Here is a 20,766-nt window from a genome sequence, read left to right on the forward strand (position 1 = left end):
ATCACGCGATGGCGAGTGGACCACGTTTTTCGCGCCACGACGTGCTGCTTGTTGACGAAGAGATTCGGTGGGTCCGCCATCCACGCGATCTTGTGTCCGCCGTCATCTCACTTCTTGCCATCGCCTTTGTTATGTTCCTTGCGGTGTATGGTGCCGCCACTACGTTGGCAGTGACCCGAGACGTTCGCACCGCCACCTCGGACATCATCGAAGCCATCCTGTTCATGCCGGTGAACGTCTTGGAGGGCTTGCTCAGCTTCGCTATCCCATTGATCGTGGCCGCCGATCTCATCTGGCATCGGCGCTGGCGCAGTCTGATCACTGCGATTTTGGCGGCCGTATCCGCAGTCGCTATCTCCTACGCGGTGCTCTGGCTGTTCCAAAGCTACTTCCCGCTCTCCCCCATCACGGGCCAGCTCCTAGATTCTCTGGATGAACAGTCCTACATCAGTCTTCTACCCTACGTATCCGTGATCTCCGCACTGCTGACGGTTGCGGGCTCTCGCAAAAACTCCAAAACCACCACTTGGGGTTGGCCCCTTCTTTACGTCGCGCTCGTGATCTCCGTTCTTCAGGGTAATCAAACCCTCCCAGGTGCGCTCATCACAGTCCTTTTGGGAACGTTCTGCGGCCAGATGGCCCGCTATATTTCAGGGGATACTCCCGATCGCAGCACCGGGATCGTCCTAGTGAACTTGATACGGCGCGCCGGTATTGACGCTGCCCAGATTGTTCGCATCGATGAAATCCCGGACGAATACGATCTCAAGGTGTGGAACGCCCGCGGCCAAGCCCCACTGGGTTACGTGGATCGATACGGTTTGTCCCAGTTGCGTTCGATCGTCCAGAAAGCTGGGCAGGATTTAGATAATAACGACGACGAACCGCTCACCCTCCAACCCGAACCAACGGTAACGGGTGAGATCCCCACCGCGGAGGAACTGGCAACGCTCTCGGACAATCCCCAGCCCAACACGCTTACTCTCGATGATCAGGCCGATGCATTGCAGATCCGCGATGGGTTGCTGGCGGAACACCATCCGCTTCTGAACTCACAGGCCTCACGTAACTACCTAGTTATTGGCGAGGATGCTAGGGCTTACCAGCTCTCCTTATTGGACGCCGATCAGCACATCGTTGGCGTGCTGTCCTCACTGTGGAACCGGATCATTCTTACCACCTCCACTAGGCGCTCGGAGCGGACGCTGAAGGCATCGGCCGATCAAATGGCCCTTATGGAGTTGGCCGCCACTGAGGCCAACGTATGCCCCAATCGTCACCTGCGTGTAGCTTCTACCGAGCAGTCGTTTGCCGCCGCCTTCGAGCAGTCTGGGGCGCGCGCCCTCAGGGACGTTCCTCCGGACGAAGTGCCCGATGATGCCCTCGATTCTCTCTGGGGACTCCTCCAAGATGCACATAGCCGCGGCTTATGCCACGGTGATATCCACGCAAATACTGTGGCCCTGCACGGAGACGATATCCACCTCGTTCATTGGCAGAGCGGATCGATCGCCGCGAATGAAGTGGGCCGCCGTGTGGATATGGCTCAGGCGCTGGCCATGATGGCCGTTCACGTGGGATCGTACAGAGCGCTCGCCTCAGCGCGCCGGTGCCTGCCGCTTGACCAGCTAGTCACCATCGCGCCCATCCTTCAAAAGGCTATTCTTCCCAGCAGCACCGGTTCGGAGCTCTCCAGCCGTAAGGAACTACAGTCCCTGCGTGATGCGCTGGTGGAGACGGTGCCTGAGGTGGGCGACGTTGAGCCGATGAAGTTGCAACGCTTCGCACCGCGGACAGTACTGACGGTTTCAATCGCCGTTGTTGCGATCTACCTCTTGGTGGGCTCCATCAACTTCGATGAACTCCGCGAAACCGTATCGCAGGCCGTCCCCGGCTGGATGATCTTCGCTTTTATTGTGGGCCTGTTTACCTACGTTGGTGCGGCCATCACCCTGAAGGCCTACACGGCGGAGAATCTCCCACTCGGACAGACGATCGTTGTTCAAATAGCGGCATCTATTGTGGCTCTGGTTGCCCCGGCTGGCATCGGGCCCGCGGCATTCAATCTCCGCTATCTCCAAAAGCGCAAGGTTTCAGTACCGGTTGCTGTGGCGACGGTGAGCTTGGTGCAGGTAGCACAGTTCGTCACCACGGTTGCCCTGCTGTTACTGCTCGGATTAGCTACGGGGAACCTCTCATCCTTCCAGGTGCCAACAGGAACGGTCATGCTGGTGGTGCTTGCCATCATCCTCGCCGCGGCTATCATCTTCTTCGTCAAGCCACTGCGGCGCTGGGTCATCTCCAAGATCAAGCCAACGATTGATCAAATTTGGCCACGCCTCGTGTGGTTGGGAACTCATCCGGCCCGCATGATCTACGGCTTCATTGGTTCTCTCATCCAATCGGCGGCTTTCGTTGCCGCCTTCGGTGGGGCGCTGGCAGCGTTCGGGTATTCCCTGCCCGTTGTAACCCTTGCCATCACCTATCTGGTCTCCAATTCCGTTGGAGCGGTTGTACCCTCCCCCGGCGGCATCGGCCCCGTTGAGGCCGCGCTAACCGGCGGGCTCACCCTTGCCGGGATCCCCGCCTCCGTTGCTCTGTCCACTGCCATTCTGTTCCGCCTCGTGACGTTCTGGATCAGGATTCCGATCGGCTGGTTCGCCCTACGGCACTGCCAGAAAAAGAACATCGTGTGAAGCGAATCCCGTGGATAATCGCAGCCCTAGCCGCGGCTCTGTACTGCTCATTCTCTGTTACCCAGTGGAATGGATTCATCTCACCATCATGGGATCTAGGGATCTTCACCCAGCTCGCTAACCAGTACGCCCACTTCAACGCGCCCATCGTGGACATCAAGGGCCCTGGTTACAACCTGCTCGGGGATCACTTCCATCCGATCCTCATCCTGCTAGGCCCAGTCTTTCGTTTGTTTCCCTCGGGCCTGACTCTCCTCATCCTTCAGAATCTCCTCTTCGCGTGGTCATCGGTCCCGATCACACGCCTCGCATCTCAGAAGTTCGGCGCCGGGTGGGGTGCTGCCCTCGGGGTGTCCTACGCCCTGAGCTGGGGTTTACTGGAGGCGATCGCCGCCCAGTTCCACGAGATAGCGTTCGCGGTACCTCTCCTTGCGTTCGGGCTGGTGCACTGGATTGAGGGGAGGAAGCGTGCCTACATAGAGATTGGTCTGCTGGCGTTCGTCAAAGAGGATCTGGGCCTGACGGTAGCCGCATTCGGCTTCGTTATGCTTCTCAGCACGTGGGGGCAGGCAGCACCGCGGCGATCTTTTGCGTCCCTCAAGAAGTCTCTGACCTCGCGCCAAGCCCGCAACGGCTGGCTCATGATCTGCTGGGGGTTCTTCTGGTTTGTGGCGTCCATCTGGATCATCCTGCCCCTCCTCAATCCCGGTGGGGTGTGGGATTACACCGGGCGGCTATCCGAGACCAGCTTCTTTGCCCCGGCGGAAAAGTACGTCACTCTAGCCCTGTTGTTGGCAAGCGCCGGAATCATAGGTATCCGTAGCCCTCTGATGCTCCTCATGATCCCCACCCTCCTGTGGCGTTTCGCCGGAAACGTTCCCTACTATTGGGGTTGGGAGTGGCATTATTCGGCCATCCTCATGCCGATTGCCGCGGTGAGTTTGATTGACGGGTTGAGTTCGTCGTCGTCCCTAAAGATCCCACCACGTACCCTCGGCGCCCTCGGAATCTCGCTCAGCCTCCTCACCAGCCTCGCTATGGCGTGGACGGGCCCCGTTGGTTCGTACGTTCGCGGAAACTACTACGTTCTGGACCAGCGTGCGGGCGAGGGTGCCGTCAATGCCGTTCGGGATAATGCCCGCGTAGTTTCTGATTTCCGGATGCTTGCCTACCTTGTGCCCGGCAATACGCTGTACTGGGAGGGAACTGTGGGCGATGCCACGGTTGATACGGCAGTCATCAGCCCCGGGCACAGTGCCCATTCGCAGCACCCGGAGGAATGGGCTAGCAAGAAGTTTGGTGGAACGTGGAAGATTGTGTATGACCAATCGGGCTTTACTGTACTGGAGCGAATCGATCTATTGACCCAGTGAGCAAAACATAATCGCCAGATAACGGGATGGTCACAGCTTGGTCAATACGCTGAGATCGAACAATGTCACAATTACCTATATACCCGGCCCAAGTTTGACAAGGGAACGAACTCGAAACCCTCTAATATTCGCTTGATTCAGCGGAATTTGTGATCCTTCTCAGCGAATTATTCCGGGCGAAAATGCATTATTACAAAATGAGCGCAGGCGCACAGAAAGCACAAAATTCCTTGCGGGATGGCTAGATCGTTGCTAGGTTCAGTGAATGGCGTTTGACGCCAAGACGTTTAGCCCGCGATCGCTGGTGTTGCTTTTCGACTTGAGGGAGCGGAAAGGTAGCTGGAGTCCAGCGAGCGTATGGTTGAGTGTGATGCTTGAGCGGCCCCGATGGTTGCTCGCAGGAGGGTATTTGCCCTACACACTGAACCCGGGCTTTTAGGCAGGTCCAGCCTTGTACACGCAAGGAGTACATGTGAGCATTGATCATTCCGCCACTTCGGCGAGCGCAGAAAACGCTGTCGAAGTGTCCAACCTCTATAAGGTCTTCAGCCGGCGCCCCGGTGAAGTCCTCAAGGGCCTTGACGCAGGGAAATCCCGCTCAGACCTTCAAAACCTCGGTACGGCCGCGGTTATTGACGCAAACTTTGAAGTTAAACACGGAGAGATCTTCGTTGTGATGGGCCTTTCGGGCTCAGGCAAATCCACGCTGATCCGTATGCTTAACGGACTGAATCCCATCACGCGGGGTTCAGTCAAGATTTACGGGACGGAAGTTAACGGGCTCGAGGGAGATTCCCTTCGCGAACTCCGCCGTGACCGCATGTCCATGGTGTTCCAGCACTTCGCACTGCTCCCTCACCGCAGCGTTATCGACAACGTGGCCTACGGTTTGGAGATCGGCGGCGTTAAGGAAGCCGAACGCAAGGAGCGCGCCCAGAAGTGGATCGATCGCGTTGGCCTTTCCGGCTGGGAAGACAACCTTCCAGGCGAGCTGTCCGGCGGTATGCAGCAGCGCGTGGGGCTTGCCCGCGCCTTCACCGCGGATAACGAGATCCTCCTGATGGACGAGGCGTTCTCCGCACTCGATCCGCTCATCCGCCGCGAGATGCAGGAACTCCTCGTGGAGCTTCAGGAAGAGCTTGAGAAGACCATCATCTTTATTACCCACGATCTGAACGAAGCGATGTTCGTGGGAGATCGCATCGCCGTGATGCGCGACGGCGAGATCGTCCAGGTTGGCACGCCCAACGATATCCTCACGGATCCCGCCAACGATTACGTGGCGAAGTTCGTGCAGGACGTTGATCGCGCCAAGGTTTTGACCGCCAAGGACGTGATGGAAGATCCCCGCGCTGTGGTACGCGCCTCTAGCGGCCCACGTGGCGCCCTACGCGTGATGCGAGACCTCCAAACTCCCACTGTTTTCGTGGTGACTCATGGCCGTAAGGTTGTTGGTTACGTCGAAGATCAGGACGTTCTCCGGGCCGTACGCGCCGGGAACACCGATATCTCCTCTATCCTGAAGCCCTTGCCGGCCACGGCATCTCTTGACCAGTACATCGCGGATCTGTTCGAGATCACCATCCATTCACGTCTTCCCATTGCCGTGGTGGGCGAAAACGATCGCCTCCTCGGCGTTATCCCACGCATCACCCTGCTTGCCGCACTAGCCAACAGCGATGCAGAAGAGGATCTCACAATTTCACCGCAACAAATGGTTCCCGTTGAAGTACTTGATGCCACTCTCAATGGCTCGTCCGATAAGGAGGCCCGTTCATGAGTGATTTCCGTATACCTCTTGGTAACTGGATCAGCGATTTCATTGACTGGCTCATTGACGTGGCCGGGGCATTCTTCGATTTCCTCCGCATGGTCATGGCAGCGATGTACGACGGCCTGGAGCAGGTGCTTACTTCACCGCCATTCTGGGTGATCGTCATTGTGGTGGCAGTTCTTGCCTACTTCTCGAAGGGCTGGAAGCTCGCGATTGGCTCGGCCATCGGGCTTGTGCTCATCGTGGCGTTGGACCAGTGGGAAAACGCGATGTCCACCCTGTCCCTCGTGCTCCTCGCCAGCCTCATCGCCCTTCTGATCGCCATCCCCACGGGCATCTGGGCGGCGAAGAGCAACCGAGCATCCGCCGTGATCCGGCCGATCCTCGATTTCCTCCAGACCATGCCCGCGATGGTGTACCTGATCCCGGCGCTCATGCTGTTCCGTATTGGCGTTGTACCAGGGATGGTGGCAACGATCATCTTCTCGATGGCACCCGGTGTGCGCCTCACCGAACTTGGTATTCGTAACGTGGATAAGGAAGTTGTGGAGGCGGGTTACGCCTTCGGCTCCACCCCGGGACGCGTGCTCCGGCAGATTCAGCTACCGCTGGCTATGCCCAGCATCATGGCCGGAGTCAATCAGGTCATCATGCTCTCGCTGTCCATGGTTGTTATCGCCGGTATGGTGGGTGCAGGCGGACTTGGATCCGATGTGGTCACCAGCCTGAACCGCGTTGACGTTGGGCTCGGCTTCGAAGCCGGAACTGCCGTTGTTGTGATCGCCATGATCCTAGACCGCGTCACGAGCGGATTCGGTAACCGCGAACGCTCCAAGGCCAAGGCCGAAAAGGCAGCAGCCTAAACACGAACTTGAAGACAAAACAAAGAAGGGGAAACACCATGAAGAAACGAATTGGCGCTGGCACCCTTGCGATCGGCGCAGCAGCCGCCCTCGTGCTAGCCGGATGTAGCAGTAGTGACAATGGCTCCGACGGCGGTGACTCCAAGGAGATCACCATCGGACTGTTCAACTGGGACGAGGCCATCGCTGTCTCCAACCTGTGGAAGTACGTGCTGGAGGAGGAAGGTTACACAGTTAACCTCGAGCAGGCCGATCCCGGCCCCGTCTTCACCGCGCTGGCCGCGGGTGATTACGATGCCGTCCTAGATGTCTGGCTGCCGGTCACTCACAAGAGCTACATCGAGCAGTACGGCGATGATATTGATGAGCTGGGCACCTGGAACGAGGATGCCACGCTGCAGGTTACCGTTAACGCAGACGCCCCGATCGATTCGATCGAGGAGCTGGCGGACAATGCAGATCTGTTCAATAACCAGATCATCGGCATCGAGCCCGGCGCCGGTATCACCGAGGCCATGGAGAACGAAACCATTCCAACCTACGGCTTGGAGAGCATGGACTACATTACGTCCTCCACTCCAGCTATGCTGTCCGAGCTGAAGACCGCCATGGGCAACGGCGAGAACATTGCCGTGACCTTGTGGCACCCGCACTGGGCCTACGATGCCTATGATCTCAAGGATCTTGAAGATCCCGAGGGCACCATGGGTGAGGCCGAGAGCCTCAACGCCTACGGCTCCTCCACGTTCCGCGAGGACAACCCCGAGGTAGCCGAGTGGATGGCCAACTGGACCATGGACACCGACAAGCTGCACGAGCTTGAGAACCTCATGCTGAACGAAAACGATGATCCCGCCAATTACGGCGAAATCGTCGAGCAGTGGGCAGCCGATAACCCCGATTACATCGCTGAGATGACCGGCGGTTCCGCGGATTCTTCCGAAGATTCGTCCGAAGATGAAGCGACCGACGAGGCCACGGACTAAGTACAACCGCGACCAACGTCAGGGGCAACCTGAGGAGTTTTCGGACTCCCGGGTTGCCCCTCGTTTTTTGCCGACGACGGAACGTTGCGTACGTGGGTATGCTTTCGTACGTAGGTGGGGCTTCGCCCGCAGCACTCTATATCGATCTGGACCAGAAGCTGCGCGAAAGAGTGTGACGTGGGACAATCTAAACCATGAATGAACGAGCAGGACTTCCCGCAGAACCGAAGGATCTCATCGATGTTGATGAGCTCCTCTCCGCCTACTACTCCATCGAACCCGATCCGGGCGATCCGCTTCAGGCGGTCGTGTTCGGAACTTCGGGACACCGCGGATCTTCGCTAGACGGCGCTTTCAATGAGGCGCACATCGCCGCCACAACGCAGGCGATTGTGGAATACCGGGAAGACAAAGGCTACGACGGACCCATCTTCATCGGCCGCGATACCCACGGGCTCTCCGGGCCAGCCGAGAAGACGGCGGTTGAGGTGCTCGTGGCAAATGGCGCCGATGTTCGCGTAGATTCGCGTGGTTCCTACACTCCAACCCCGGCCGTGTCACTCGCGATTCTGGTGGCAAACGGTGTGGGATCGGCCGAGGGCCTGCGCCAGGACGGGCCGGGGCTTGCGGACGGCATCGTGATTACCCCGTCTCATAACCCGCCGCGTGATGGCGGGTTCAAGTACAACCCGCCCACAGGCGGCCCTGCCGATACGGACGCCACCTCGGTGATCGCGGCGCGTGCAAACGATCTGCTGGCAAGCGGCTGGAAGAACATTAAGCGCGTTCCCTACGAGGAAGCGAAGTCACAGGTCAAGGGTTTCGATTTCCGCGAGCTGTACGTGAGTGAACTCGAGACGATGATCGATTTCGAGGCGATCAGGAAGGCCGGGGTACGAATCGGCGCCGATCCTCTAGGCGGTGCCTCCGTTGAATACTGGGCGGAGATCGCTTCGCGCTACGGGATTGATTTGACCGTTGTGAACCCGGACGTGGATCCGCGTTGGCCATTCATGACCCTGGACTGGGACGGCAAGATCCGCATGGACTGCTCGTCTCCTTACGCCATGGCATCGCTGCGCGAGCGGATGGTCCCCGATGCCTCGGGTGCCACACCGTATGACATTGCCACCGGGAACGATGCCGATTCGGACCGTCACGGCATCGTGACTCCGGACGGCGGGCTGATGAATCCCAACCATTATCTGGCTGTGGCTATCGAGTATCTGTTTACGCATCGGCCCGGATGGGGCCAGGACGCCGGGGTGGGCAAAACTCTCGTGTCCTCCTCGCTCATCAATCGGGTGGTTGGCGGCATCGGCCGCGAGGTCGTGGAGGTTCCCGTGGGCTTCAAGTGGTTTGTTCCCGGGCTACTCACCGGCGAAATCGGATTTGGCGGCGAGGAATCGGCCGGGGGTTCGTTCCTCCGCAAGGACGGAACCGTGTGGACCACCGATAAGGATGGCCTCATCATGGATCTGCTGGCAGCCGAGATCATTGCCGTAACCGGCAAGTCCCCCTCCCAGCTTCATGAGGGGCAGGTGGAGCGCTACGGAGCCTCAGCCTATGCGCGCATCGATGCGGCCGCCTCTAAGGAAGAGAAGGCGAAACTGGGTGCTTTGAGTCCTGAGGACGTCACAGCCACGGAACTCGCCGGTGAAACGATCACGGACAAGCTGGTCAACGCGCCCGGAAATAACGCCAAGATCGGCGGACTGAAGGTTGTTACGGAAAACGCGTGGTTCGCCGCACGGCCCTCGGGCACCGAGGATGTGTATAAGATTTACGGGGAATCCTTTAAGGGAGCCGATCACCTCGCGCAAGTTCAGGAAGAAGCGAAGGCCGTTGTTGCCTCAGCTTTGAACAGCTAGCGCGCAATCTCGAAGGAATACATATATGTCATTATCAACACCACCCTCCGGAATCGCGGATATTGGTGTAACCGGCATGGCCGTCATGGGCTCGAACCTAGCTCGGAACCTCGCCCGTAACGGGTACAAAGTTGCCATCCACAACCGCAGTACCGCCAAGACGGAGCACGTTTTTGATGAACATGGAGACGAAGGGGAGTTTTACCCCTGCGAATCTATGGATGATTTTGTTCAGACACTCGCCAAGCCGCGCGTTGCCATCATCATGGTCAAGGCCGGCGCGCCAACCGATGCGGTGATCGATGAACTCGCTTCGCGCATGGATGAGGGCGATATCATCGTTGATTGCGGCAACTCGAACTACGCGGATACGCGGCGCCGCGAGGAGGCCGTCCGCGAGCGCGGCCTGCACTACGTAGGTAGCGGCGTGTCCGGCGGCGAGGAAGGCGCCCTCAAGGGCCCGTCCATTATGCCCGGCGGAACAGCTGAATCCTACGATCGTCTTGGGCCTATGTTCGAAAAGATCTCGGCTCACGTTGATGACGTCCCGTGCTGCACGCACGTGGGGCCCGATGGGGCAGGTCACTTCGTCAAGATGGTGCACAACGGCATCGAGTATGCGGACATGCAGCTCATTGCCGAAGCCTACGATCTCATGCGAAAAGGTCTTGGCCTCACCGCGCCGGAGATCGGCAAGGTATTCGAGAAGTGGAATACCACCGAGTTGGATTCCTACCTAATCGAGATCACCGCCGATGTTCTCCAGCACATGGACCCCAAGTCCGATCAGCCGTTCGTGGATATCGTGCTAGATCAGGCCGCCCAGAAGGGCACCGGCGCATGGACGGTTCAGACCGCCGCGGAGTTCGGCATTCCCGTGACGGGTATCGCCGAGGCGACGTTTGCCCGCTCGCTCTCAGGCAGCGTTCCCCAGCGCGAGGCAGGTCAGGCATCGCTCGAGGCCCGCGCCTCGCAGGTTCAGGTTGATGACCCTGACGCCTTCATCGAATCCATTCGTCAGGCGCTGTATGCATCGAAGATGGTGGCCTACTCTCAGGGCTTCGAGCTAATTCGTGCCGCGTCGAATGAGTATGACTGGGATATCGATTTGGGCGCAATGGCTCGTATTTGGCGTGGCGGCTGCATCATCCGCGCCGTGTTCCTTAACCGGATCACAGAAGCCTACGAGCGCCATCCCGAGCTACCGCTCCTCCTCTCCGATGAGTATTTCAAAGCGGAGATTTCCCAGGCAGTCAACGATTGGCGGCTCATCGTGTCCTACGCCGCGCTCAGCGGGATCCCGATCCCCGCGTTTGCCTCCTCCCTCGCCTACTACGATGGAGTGCGCGCCGAAAAGCTCCCCGCGAACCTCATTCAGGGTCAGCGAGACTTCTTCGGTGCTCACACCTACCATCGCACTGATAGGGAAGGCACCTTCCACACCCTGTGGAGTGCCGATCGCAGCGAGGAGCAGCAGGACTAGCAAAGTCCAAGATAAGGGGGAGCCGTGGCTCTGGCGGACTACGCGCGCTCGTTCGAGAACGGGATTAACCGGCGCGGGATAGTGCGCAGGCGCGCTCAGGGCTGGCTCCCACGTATCTTTCCATTCACCGGCTACGGTTCGGTCACGGAACTGCGCGTGATCGGCCGGGCGGTGATGTCCTCTCCGGATGAGGACGATCCGTTCACGTTCCCATTTCTGCCCAGGAGCACGCACGGGCTTTTGAGCGAGCGCCCCGTCTCCCACTTTCTCGATACGCGCAGCCCCACCATCGATGCGGTGGACGATATGGTGGAGATCGCCTCCGAACGTGCCCGCGAAGCTGGGCGCGGCTGGCGGCAGTTCTTCACCACGCAGGTAGGTTACCTTCCCGTCACGATCGAGATCGCGGGCCAAACCATCCACGCCAAAACGGATCGAAGCGGCTACATTGATGTACTGGTCCTGGATCACGGGCTTGCCCCAGGCTGGCATCAGGCCACGATCACTCCGCGAGCAGGTGAGCCCGTCACTGCGCCGATTCTCATCATTGAGCCAGAGGCCACTCTGGGCCTCATCTCGGACGTTGACGATACCGTAGTGGTCACGTGGCTGCCCCGAACTGTGTTGGCCGCGTGGAACTCCTTCGTGCTTCGTACCAATACCCGCCAACCTGTCCCGGGGATGGCAGAGTTTTATGATCGGTTGCTCGCCGGCCACCCAAATGCGCCAGTGTTCTACCTGTCCACAGGTGCCTGGAACACACTGCCTGCTATGCAAGAGTTCATCAAAGATAACCGCCTGCCCACCGGTCCGATGCTCATGACCGATTGGGGGCCTACCCCCACAGGTCTATTCCGGTCCGGGCAAGAGCACAAGAAGACACAGCTTCGGAACCTCATCATCATGTTTCCGAAGATCCGTTGGGTTTTGGTGGGAGATGACGGCCAGCACGATCCCTATATCTACGGGGAATTGGCTCGTGAACATCCCCGCCGGGTTGCTGGCATTGCCTTCCGCGAGCTCGGCCTTGTAGAGAAGGTGCTTTCTCAGGGTGCGCTCATCGGCGCGGAATTACGAGACGCCCCGGATCCCGGTTTGTCTATCCCCATCATCAGCGCGAAGGATGGCTTCGGGCTTCTTGACCGCATGAAGGAGCTGCGGCTCCCTTAGTCTTCAGTGCTCCCAGCAGTCCCGGCGCTCCCTGCACTTCCAGCACTCCCGCGCCTGCTCCAAAGCCCGCGATGGCTCCGCCCCATTCCACGCCCGGCCCCGGGAGGTGATGGCCGCACGCGCAAGAACTTCGGATATGAACGCGAACGTGTGCGATCGTGGAGCCGATGGAATGATGTGCCGAGCGAATATCCATCGTTCACCGGCAGCCTCCACCGGTAGCGCCGCGCCGCAATTGCAATGGCTCCGCCAACCACGGTGGCAGCCGCAGTTGCGAAGGTGGGGTACCCAAGGTGCCAAAGGACCACGGCGGGCACGGAGGCGATAATGGAAGCCGTAGCGTAGAGGGTATTCCCGCCAAAGATGGACGGGATGCGCCCCACGGCCACGTCGCGGATCATTCCACCGCCTACTGCTGTGATCACGCCCATGAGGACCGCGGGCAGAATGCCGAAACCTCCCGAAAGGGCCTTGACTACTCCGGTTGCGGTCCATGCGCCTAACACGAATGCATCGGCAACGATGAGGAGCCGATTCCACCAGCGGCCAGAGAGCCGGAGGAAGAATGCGATCAGTGCCCCGGCAAAGGCACCGGGCAAGTAGAACGGGTTCGTCAGCGCAATAGGCGGGCCCATTTGCAGCAAGGTATCGCGGATCATTCCACCGCCCAGCGCGGACATTACCGCGAGCGCCATGAACCCTACGATGTCTAGCCGCATTTCGCGGGCAACCATCCCTCCCAAGGTACCGGCTACAACAACTCCTGCGAGGTCAAATACCTCAAAGACAGTGGGAAAGATGCTCGCGAAATCCACGCCTAGAATTCTACGGCGGTAACCTTCACAGTCCCATCCGAAGCGGTGTCATCTTCATCATGGCCGCGAACCACAGATTCGGCACGATCCTTGAGCCCGTGGGCCGCCTCCCCCGCCGCGCTCTTGGCCTTATCCTTCGCGGTTTGCACCGGCTTGGAGTTCCAGGTTTTCGATGAGACGTGCGTGATCTGTTCGTAGCGTCCGCGCCCGGCGCGGGCACCCAATACGTAGCCGATTGCTCCACCAACAATGAGGGACTTCCAACTCATGTTCTCTCCTCCTCTAGTTCATGCACTCCTAGCGTATCGGACTGTGCCCACCTCCCGTAGACTATCTGGAGGGGGTAACGCCATGTCCGCGACGTCATCTACAAATCCACCACGTGAATTCGGCCTACGGAACCTGATCAGCGATGATCGCCTCAAAGAGGCCACTGGCCGCAGCCGCAAGCAGTGGTTCAAGGCCCTAGACCGGGCTGGCGCGCAAGAGTGGGATCATCAGCGGATCGCTCGCTGGCTGGGCGGCAAGCACGATGTGGATAGCTGGTGGGCCCAAGGCGTCACGATTGATTACGAGTACGCTCGGGGCAAGCGCGTTTTTGGGAAGGCTGGGGACGGCACGTTTGAGATTTCCGTGAGTAAGTCCGTGAAAACTACGCCCTCGGAGATTTGGCCGATGATTGACGACGACGAAGCGCGCCGCTCCTGGCTCGACTGCGAGTTCGATGTTCGTGGGCGTACCCCGGGAAAGACGCTGCGGATGACTGCCTCGGATGGTTCGCGGATCCTCATTTCATTGTGGCAGGGCGCCGCCGGGCGCGATGGGTTGCCACGAACTCGCGTGACGGTAACTCACTCACGCCTGCACAGTCAGGAGGAGATTCCCGAAACCCGGGCCTATTGGAAGGCAACGTTAGGCGATCTCGGGGAGCTCGCGGCAAAGCCTTAAGCAGCCGATCCCTCCGGATCCAGCCGCACCAAGACGCCGCGGTGATCGGATCCGCCCAGATCAATGAACGCCGCATCCGCTCCCTTGAACTGTGCGGTGGTCAAAACCCGATCGATGGGCGAGGAGAGAAGCGGGTTGAACTTCGCGGGCCAGGTCCCGACCCCACCGGACCCCGCTTGTGATACGGCATCGGTGCAGGTTTGGGACAGACCTAGGGCTGCCTCATGGTCCTTGGTGGAGTTGAAATCGCCAGCGATAATGGCGTTGGGTTCGCTAGAGCACAAAGAATATGCTTGCGAGATCTCATTTTGCCAGGCCTCCATGTGGTCACGCCCCGGGGAGAGCGCGTGGATGGCGATCAGAGCGGGGCCTTCTCCGTTGACCGGGCTTGCCTTGAGAGCTTGGGGAGAACTGCTTTCGCTGAAGATCTCCTCCTGGGTGTATTGGCCCAGATCCGAGGAAACCAGCATCACGGTTGAGCGGTAATCCGCTTCGTAACCCGAGGTTCCAGTATCGAACTGTTGGAAATCAAGGCCTTGGGAGGCCAGTTCCTCAACAATTTCTTGACCGGATTCGGTGGAGGTTTCCGGGAGGGTCACAACGCTCACATCGTTATCCACGATTGCTTGCGCAATATCGCTTGACTCTACGGCCCCGCCCATCGTGTTGTACTGCAGGAGAACGATCGAGCCATCCGCGTTGCCGGGGCTGATAGCCTCATCATCCGTCAGGCCCCGTGAGTACATGGTTCCGGCGTGTAGGCCAGCTACCAGCAGCATGGCAATAGAGAAGGTTAGGGCTATCCGGCCGCGGCCCGCGATGAGAAACCGCAGCAGCCCAAAGACTAGAAAGAGCACTCCAATGCCAGCGAAGCCCACCACGATCCAACCACGCATGGCGATCATCTGGGCGAATGGCGTCTGAAGGGCATAGTCCGCTGCTACAAGTTCGGGCTTAACGGTGATCACCGCAAACGCCGTAAGAACAAGGGACAGTGCGCCCCACACAAACCGCATGACGTGAACCTTCCTGTTTGGGTGCTGCGTGTTGCAGCATACTCGAATCTCCTGTGTGCTGTATGGGAGAATAACGCCGTATGTCCGATCAGCAGAAAAAGCGCAAACCGGCGCGGCGCGTATCACCGCCGCCCATCACTTATCCGGAGCAGTTGCCCGTATCCGCCCGCCGCGAAGAGATCGCGGCGGCTATTCGCGACCATCAGGTTGTCATTGTTGCCGGTGAAACCGGTTCGGGCAAGACTACCCAGCTCCCCAAGATCTGTATGGAACTGGGGCGCGGCGTGGAAGGTATGATCGGCCACACTCAACCCCGGCGGATCGCCGCCCGCTCGGTTGCCGAGCGCATTTGCTTCGAGCTGGGGGTCCCCCTTGGCGGAGCCGTAGGCTATCAGGTTCGCTTCACTGAAGAGGTGGGCCCCGAGACGATGGTCAAGCTGATGACAGACGGCATTCTGCTGGCCGAAATCCAGTCCGATCCAGAACTCTTGCGCTACGACACTCTCATCATCGACGAGGCGCATGAGCGCTCCCTGAACATCGATTTCATCTTGGGGTATCTGGCCCAGCTCCTGCCACGCCGTCCAGAGCTCAAGGTAATCGTCACTTCCGCCACCATCGATACCGAACGCTTTGCCGCTCACTTCGGCGAACACAGCGCGGGCGGACGCCCCGGGGTAAGCGCTCCGATCGTCGAGGTTTCCGGACGCACGTATCCAGTGGAGATCCGGTACGAGCCGTTAGACGGTGATGAAGAGGAAACATCCGCCTCCGCTAAGCCCCGCACGCCCGGCCGGTCCGGTGCGATCGATCAGGTGACAGGCATCGTGGGTGCGTGTCAGGAGCTCATGGGCGAAGGACCAGGCGATATTCTCGTGTTCCTTTCCGGTGAGGGAGAGATCCGAGATACCCAACAGGCTCTGGCCGATGAACTGGGCCGCCGATACCTGGAGCCAGGGGGCCGATCTAGCGTGCCGCAGGCGGTTGAGGTTCTTCCGCTCTTCTCCCGGCTCTCAGGGGCTGAACAGCATCGCATCTTCGAATCCCATTCTCATCGCCGCATCATCTTGGCCACCAACATCGCGGAAACCTCGCTGACCGTCCCGGGTATCCGGTACGTGGTGGATCCGGGAACGGCGAGAATCTCGCGCTACTCCAACAAGACGAAAGTTCAGCGCCTACCAATCGAAGCCGTCTCGCAGGCAAGCGCGAACCAGCGTGCTGGCCGAAGCGGCCGCGTTGCTGATGGAATCTGCGTCCGGCTATATTCCGAAACCGACTTCGAGCATCGTGATGAGTTCACTCAGCCAGAAATACAACGCACGTCTCTGGCCTCGGTCATCCTCCAGATGATCTCACTCGGGCTTGGCGATATCGCCAAGTTCCCGTTCATTGATCCGCCCGAGGGGCGCGCGGTGCGAGCGGGAATGCAGCTGCTCGAGGAGATCGGGGCGCTCGATACCCGCCATGGGCTTCGCCTTACAAGAAATGGCCGTCAGCTGGCGCGCCTACCGCTGGATCCCCGGCTGGGCCGCATGCTCATCGAGGGCCAGAAGAACGGCTGCGCCTCAGAGGTTCTGGTGTTGGTTGCGGCGCTCTCAGTGCAGGACGTGCGCGAACGGCCCACCGAAAAACGCGCCCAAGCCGATCAACTCCACGCCCGCTTCACCGCGAGCTCCTCCGATTTTCTGGCCTACCTGACTCTCTGGCGCTATCTCCACACTCAGCAGCGCGAACTCTCCGGATCACAGTTCCGCAGGATGTGCCGGGCCGAATTTCTCAATTACCTCCGCTACCGCGAATGGGGCGATGTGGTGAGCCAACTCCAGCAGATGGCCCGTCCGCTCGGCTTGGATATTCATCGCCTCGAGCTGCCATCGCATTCTCAGATTCTTGAGGAAGGTGCGGGACAGGCCGATTCGGCCGCGGTTGCCACGGCTTGCCGCGAACTCGGGCGGGGTTCAGATACGCCCGAGGCCGGGGCGATCCACCGCTCCATGCTGGTTGGCCTTCTATCCAATCTGGGCAACTGGAGTGAACGCACCCGTGATTACGCCGGAGCGCGGGGCACTCACTTCGTCATCTGGCCCGGTTCGGGCCTTCACCGGCGTACCCCCGATTGGGTCATGGCTGCCGAGCTGGTGGAGACGTCTCGCCTGTTTGCTCGTACCGTAGCCGCGGTAGAACCCCATTGGATCGAACCTCTTGCCAAGCATTTGACCCGTAAGAGCTACTCCGAACCGTACTGGAGTTCCCGTAAGGGCGCCGCCATGTGCAAGGAAAAGGTCACGCTGTATGGCATGACGCTTGTTGCGGACCGCAATATCCTTCTCTCCTCGGTGGGCACGGAATCCGCCAAAGAGCTAGCCCACGAGATGTTTATTCGTTCCGCTCTTGTTGAAGGCGATTGGCGGTCTCATCATAAGTTCCTTCGCCGGAACAAGGAGGCGTTGGAGGACGCTCAGCACACGGAAGAAAAGCTCCGCCAGCGCGGTATGGTTGCTGACGATCAGGCGATCTTCGATTTCTATTCCGAGCGTATCCCGAAGACGGTAGTCTCTGCCCGCCATTTCGATTCATGGTGGAAGAAGCAGCAAGATAAGACGATTCTTGATCTTACGCCCGAATTGCTCCTTGGTGAGGCTGGCGCTTCCTCATCTGACTACCCGAGCGAATGGGTGCAGGGCGATTTCACCTTCGCCTTGGAATACACATTCAATCCGGGAAACTATGGCGACGGCGTCACCGTGACGATCCCGGTGACACTCCTGCCACAAACTGAAGATATCGGCTTTGACTGGCTCGTTCCCGGCATGAGGGAGGACCTCGTAACGGGAACGATCCGTGCTCTGCCCAAGCAAGTACGCCGCAAGCTCGTTCCCGCCCCAGACGTAGCTCAGGCCATCCTTCCTCTTCTGGACGCAGAAAAGACGTTCCATCAGGCATTCACGGACGCGGTGTTCCAACTGCGAGATTTTTGGATCACCGAGGAGGATTGGGAGAATACCGAGCTTCCGCCCTACCTGCAGATGCACTTCCGCATCCGCAGTGAGCGTGGAGCAGTTCTGAGTGAAGGCACGGACCTCGCCGCGATCCGGCATGATCTAGCGCCGCGCGCAAAGTCCGCGGTGGAGGGCGTGGTCAAGGGTGCAGTGGCGCAGGCGCTCGATGAGGCACGGCAGGGGCTCACAAGCCCGGCACAATCTGACGATTCACAGCCTGTCACCAGCTGGCCAACCAACCTTCCAACTTCGGTGGAGAGCCCCGGGATTCACGGGATGGTCGTGCGCGGTTACCCCGCTCTGGTCCGCCGCAACGGGAGCGTGTATCTTGACGTCCTATCCGAACCGGCTGAACAGGTGCGCGATCACCGCCTCGGAGTGATCCAACTTCTCAAGCAGACCATTGCCCTACCTGAGGCACGGATTACCTCGCGCTGGAACTCGCAGCAAGCACTGGGTTTGGCCGGTTCGCCGTATCCCTCCACCTCGGCGCTAGTTGACGATCTCCAGCTCACAACCGCCCGCAACCTTGCTGATCGCTGGGCCGAGGAAAACCATGTGAAGGTCGGAGAACTGCGCGATCAGGCACTCTGGGAAAACCTCTGCGCCTGGACGCGCGATCGCTTCGAAGATGCGGTGTATGAGTTGGCGGTATTGACCGCTCGGATCTGCATTGCGTGGGGCACCCTAGAGCAGCAGCTCAAGGCAAATACATCGATCACACTGATTGCCACCGTGTCCGACCTGCGCAAACAGATGGATGAGCTTATGCCGCCAGGTTTCCTCTTTGCCACGCCCGAAGCCCAGCTTCCCCATCTAATCCGCTACATCAACGCGGGCGCCATCCGCCTTCAGAAGGCAGCAACTAACCCGGCGGCCGACGATTCGCTCGCCTGGCAGATTCAGAGTGTGGCCGCCCAGATCGAATCAAAGCGTGCGGACGTTTCTGCTCAGGCCTATGATCCCACCGCCCACCGGACACTTGATGATGCCCGGTGGATGCTCGAAGAGTTCCGCGTGTCCCTCTTCGCCCAGCAACTGGGCACCCAAGGAAAGGTGAGCGCGAAGCGGATCGCGAAACTGCTTACTTCACTGTGATGTCAGTATCCACGTTCTCTGGGACCGTGTAATCGAAGAAGCGAACATCCGCGGACTCCATGTCCGAGGGAATGTCCATGTAGAACCAACTCTCCTCGCTATCCCCGGGCTGGATGTCTTCAAGGCCTCGCACGGACTCATCGCCGTAGAAAGAGAATTCTTCCCAAATCTCTTGATCGTTATCGGTGTTCAGAGTGATTCCAACTTCGGAAGAGGGTGAGGCCGCAGTATCACCCATATTGGTGAGCTTGACCTTCGCAGCCGCCCACTGGCGCCCATCTTCCAGTTCGATCTGGTCAGCATCGCCCGTCTTGGCTACCTGATCGGCGCCGTCCTTCTGGAACTCAATGAACTCAACCTTCCACTGGCCAACGTTCACGGAGCCATCAGCGTTCTGGCCATTCGTGTTCGAGGTTGTGCCAGGTGTGGTGGCATCAGGAGTTGGGGACGGCGCTTCCGTGGTGGGCGCCGCCGTGGTTGGCTGCGGAGCAATCGTGACTGACGGTGTGGGTGTAGGTTCAGCATCATCGCTTCCTCCCACCACGCCCGTGGCAAAAAGAACGCCAATGACGATGGCAATAACGGCAACTAGCCCAATAATCACGGGAACCCAAGGGAATCTCTTTTGTGGGCCACCCATTGGTCCCGAGCCTCCGGGCCCGTATGGACCGCCAGAACCGTACTGGGGCTGGCCATATTGGCCTTGACCGTATTGTCCCTGATTGTAGGGAGCTCCATTGGGATTCGGATACTGCTGCTGTTGCTGGCCATACCCGTTCCACGCAGAGGAATCGCCCGTCTGAGAGGAGAAAGGACCGTTGGCGCCGGATCCTCCTTGATTAGGCCAAGCCGAGCCGTTGTTCTCACTCATAAAGCCCCTTCACTTCGTCTACGTTATCTACGTTCTGCGACGTAGGTCCCGATACGGCATATTGTTGCCCTTATCATACGGATTTTCGCGCCTAGGTACAGCTAACTATCCAGCAAGTAAGAGCACCAGCGCCACGGAGGCGAGCCCGCCACCCAGCACGGACCCCCACCATTGGAGCGCGGCCCACCACGGGTGCCGCTCCATGGTTCCACGCCTCATCGGCAAAATCGGGGCATCGTTGGAAAGCTGCTTGGGGTGCTTATAGAGCTGATCGATGGCCTTCTGCTGGACGGGACTTACCTCATCAACGTTCGAGAGTTCGCCCATTCCCTCTTCATTTTGTTGAAGGGCAAGGAGTGTTCCGACCGCCGGATCCTTCGGTTCGGCCGGGTCAACATCGCGCAACAGAATGATCGATCTGAAATTGGCCCCACCATCCAAGGGGCGGACCACTACAGGAACGAGGAGGCCCTGCTGGGCCCCTCCCCGCTGGACGTAACGCTGCTCAGGGCTCTCATCGGTACCAAGAGTGCGCGCCACCACCGGAATGCTGCGTGTTTCGGGATAGTTCATAGCCCACGGCAGTAGGCATACAAGCGCCACGATCACCATGAGGATCAGTACTACCCAGAACTTGCCTCCAGCTAAGTCAAGGTCACCCAAAAGAACGGCAAGGATGGTACCCACCACCGAACCCACGAATAGCCCAGTCCCGATTCTACGTAGATGATCGAGCTGGCGATCGGCAGGAACCGTCCCCGCAAGAGAAATCTGCTGAACCAAATTGATCGAAGGCACCG

General features: G+C 59.2%; 15 protein-coding genes. 10 read left to right on the top strand and 5 right to left on the bottom strand.

Annotated features, from left to right (window positions below; genetic code table 11):
- Nucleotides 1-8: 8 nt before the first annotated feature.
- The 8 genes from DD236_RS08940 to DD236_RS08975 all read left to right on the top strand — a co-directional run bounded on the left by DD236_RS08940 (nt 9) and on the right by DD236_RS08975 (nt 12,216).
- On the top strand, nt 9-2,696 hold the full coding sequence (locus DD236_RS08940; RefSeq protein WP_109094012.1) for a lysylphosphatidylglycerol synthase transmembrane domain-containing protein: 2,688 nt from the start codon (nt 9-11) through the stop codon (nt 2,694-2,696).
- Nucleotides 2,693-4,069, top strand: coding sequence for a DUF2079 domain-containing protein (locus tag DD236_RS08945; RefSeq protein ID WP_165819876.1), 1,377 nt, complete (start codon nt 2,693-2,695; stop codon nt 4,067-4,069). The genes DD236_RS08940 and DD236_RS08945 overlap by 4 nt, the downstream gene beginning before the upstream one ends.
- A 472-nt stretch (nt 4,070-4,541) precedes the next feature.
- A complete protein-coding gene (locus tag DD236_RS08950; protein WP_243410193.1) occupies nt 4,542-5,849 on the top strand; it encodes a quaternary amine ABC transporter ATP-binding protein in 1,308 nt (435 codons plus the stop codon).
- Nucleotides 5,846-6,706, top strand: coding sequence for an ABC transporter permease (locus tag DD236_RS08955; RefSeq protein WP_109094014.1), 861 nt, complete (start codon nt 5,846-5,848; stop codon nt 6,704-6,706). The genes DD236_RS08950 and DD236_RS08955 overlap by 4 nt, the downstream gene beginning before the upstream one ends.
- A 38-nt stretch (nt 6,707-6,744) precedes the next feature.
- The gene (locus DD236_RS08960; protein ID WP_109094015.1) at nt 6,745-7,692 is read left to right on the top strand and encodes a glycine betaine ABC transporter substrate-binding protein; all 948 of its coding nucleotides are present in this window, start codon (nt 6,745-6,747) and stop codon (nt 7,690-7,692) included.
- Nucleotides 7,693-7,886: 194 nt separating this feature from the next.
- The gene (gene pgm / locus DD236_RS08965; protein ID WP_109094016.1) at nt 7,887-9,563 is read left to right on the top strand and encodes a phosphoglucomutase (alpha-D-glucose-1,6-bisphosphate-dependent); all 1,677 of its coding nucleotides are present in this window, start codon (nt 7,887-7,889) and stop codon (nt 9,561-9,563) included.
- Nucleotides 9,564-9,588: 25 nt separating this feature from the next.
- Nucleotides 9,589-11,046 (top strand): NADP-dependent phosphogluconate dehydrogenase, encoded by a 1,458-nt coding sequence (gene gndA / locus DD236_RS08970; RefSeq protein ID WP_109094017.1) that lies wholly within the window; start codon nt 9,589-9,591, stop codon nt 11,044-11,046.
- Nucleotides 11,047-11,070: 24 nt separating this feature from the next.
- Nucleotides 11,071-12,216 (top strand): App1 family protein, encoded by a 1,146-nt coding sequence (locus DD236_RS08975; RefSeq protein ID WP_165819877.1) that lies wholly within the window; start codon nt 11,071-11,073, stop codon nt 12,214-12,216.
- Here DD236_RS08975 and DD236_RS08980 read toward each other — a convergent pair.
- A complete protein-coding gene (locus DD236_RS08980; RefSeq protein WP_243410195.1) occupies nt 12,213-13,031 on the bottom strand; it encodes a trimeric intracellular cation channel family protein in 819 nt (272 codons plus the stop codon). The genes DD236_RS08975 and DD236_RS08980 overlap by 4 nt on opposite strands.
- A 2-nt stretch (nt 13,032-13,033) precedes the next feature.
- Nucleotides 13,034-13,300, bottom strand: a complete 267-nt coding sequence (locus tag DD236_RS08985) for a hypothetical protein (protein ID WP_109094018.1) — start codon at nt 13,298-13,300, stop codon at nt 13,034-13,036.
- Nucleotides 13,301-13,382: 82 nt separating this feature from the next.
- Between DD236_RS08985 and DD236_RS08990 the strand changes: the two genes are divergently transcribed.
- On the top strand, nt 13,383-13,979 hold the full coding sequence (locus DD236_RS08990; RefSeq protein ID WP_109094019.1) for a hypothetical protein: 597 nt from the start codon (nt 13,383-13,385) through the stop codon (nt 13,977-13,979).
- Here the strand turns inward: DD236_RS08990 and DD236_RS08995 are convergent.
- On the bottom strand, nt 13,976-14,995 hold the full coding sequence (locus DD236_RS08995) for an endonuclease/exonuclease/phosphatase family protein (protein ID WP_109094020.1): 1,020 nt from the start codon (nt 14,993-14,995) through the stop codon (nt 13,976-13,978). The genes DD236_RS08990 and DD236_RS08995 overlap by 4 nt on opposite strands.
- 80 nt (nt 14,996-15,075) lie before the next feature.
- Between DD236_RS08995 and hrpA the strand changes: the two genes are divergently transcribed.
- Complete coding sequence (hrpA, locus tag DD236_RS09000) at nt 15,076-19,095, top strand: ATP-dependent RNA helicase HrpA (RefSeq protein WP_109094021.1); 4,020 nt, start codon at nt 15,076-15,078, stop codon at nt 19,093-19,095.
- On the opposite strand, the gene DD236_RS09005 is transcribed toward hrpA, so the two are convergent.
- Both DD236_RS09005 and DD236_RS09010 read right to left on the bottom strand, forming a co-directional pair.
- The gene (locus DD236_RS09005) at nt 19,082-19,966 is read right to left on the bottom strand and encodes a superantigen-like protein SSL4 (RefSeq protein ID WP_109094022.1); all 885 of its coding nucleotides are present in this window, start codon (nt 19,964-19,966) and stop codon (nt 19,082-19,084) included. The genes hrpA and DD236_RS09005 overlap by 14 nt on opposite strands.
- Nucleotides 19,967-20,071: 105 nt before the next feature.
- Nucleotides 20,072-20,764, bottom strand: coding sequence for a hypothetical protein (locus DD236_RS09010; RefSeq protein WP_109094023.1), 693 nt, complete (start codon nt 20,762-20,764; stop codon nt 20,072-20,074).
- Between the last annotated feature and the right edge of the window lie 2 nt (nt 20,765-20,766).

Origin of the sequence: Ancrocorticia populi, from assembly GCF_003123745.1 — a bacterium.
Lineage (GTDB): Bacteria > Actinomycetota > Actinomycetes > Actinomycetales > Actinomycetaceae > Ancrocorticia > Ancrocorticia populi.

Bases quoted from the DNA above. Each gene is read 5' to 3' on its own strand.
- DD236_RS08940 (WP_109094012.1), top strand. From the start codon at position 9: ATGGCGAGTGGACCACGTTTTTCGCGCCACGACGTGCTGCTTGTTGAC.
- DD236_RS08955 (WP_109094014.1), top strand. From the start codon at position 5,846: ATGAGTGATTTCCGTATACCTCTTGGTAACTGGATCAGCGATTTCATT.
- DD236_RS08960 (WP_109094015.1), top strand. From the start codon at position 6,745: ATGAAGAAACGAATTGGCGCTGGCACCCTTGCGATCGGCGCAGCAGCC.
- pgm (WP_109094016.1), top strand. From the start codon at position 7,887: ATGAATGAACGAGCAGGACTTCCCGCAGAACCGAAGGATCTCATCGAT.
- gndA (WP_109094017.1), top strand. From the start codon at position 9,589: ATGTCATTATCAACACCACCCTCCGGAATCGCGGATATTGGTGTAACC.
- DD236_RS08985 (WP_109094018.1), bottom strand. From the start codon at position 13,300: ATGAGTTGGAAGTCCCTCATTGTTGGTGGAGCAATCGGCTACGTATTG.
- DD236_RS08990 (WP_109094019.1), top strand. From the start codon at position 13,383: ATGTCCGCGACGTCATCTACAAATCCACCACGTGAATTCGGCCTACGG.
- DD236_RS08995 (WP_109094020.1), bottom strand. From the start codon at position 14,995: ATGCGGTTTGTGTGGGGCGCACTGTCCCTTGTTCTTACGGCGTTTGCG.
- hrpA (WP_109094021.1), top strand. From the start codon at position 15,076: ATGTCCGATCAGCAGAAAAAGCGCAAACCGGCGCGGCGCGTATCACCG.
- DD236_RS09005 (WP_109094022.1), bottom strand. From the start codon at position 19,966: ATGAGTGAGAACAACGGCTCGGCTTGGCCTAATCAAGGAGGATCCGGC.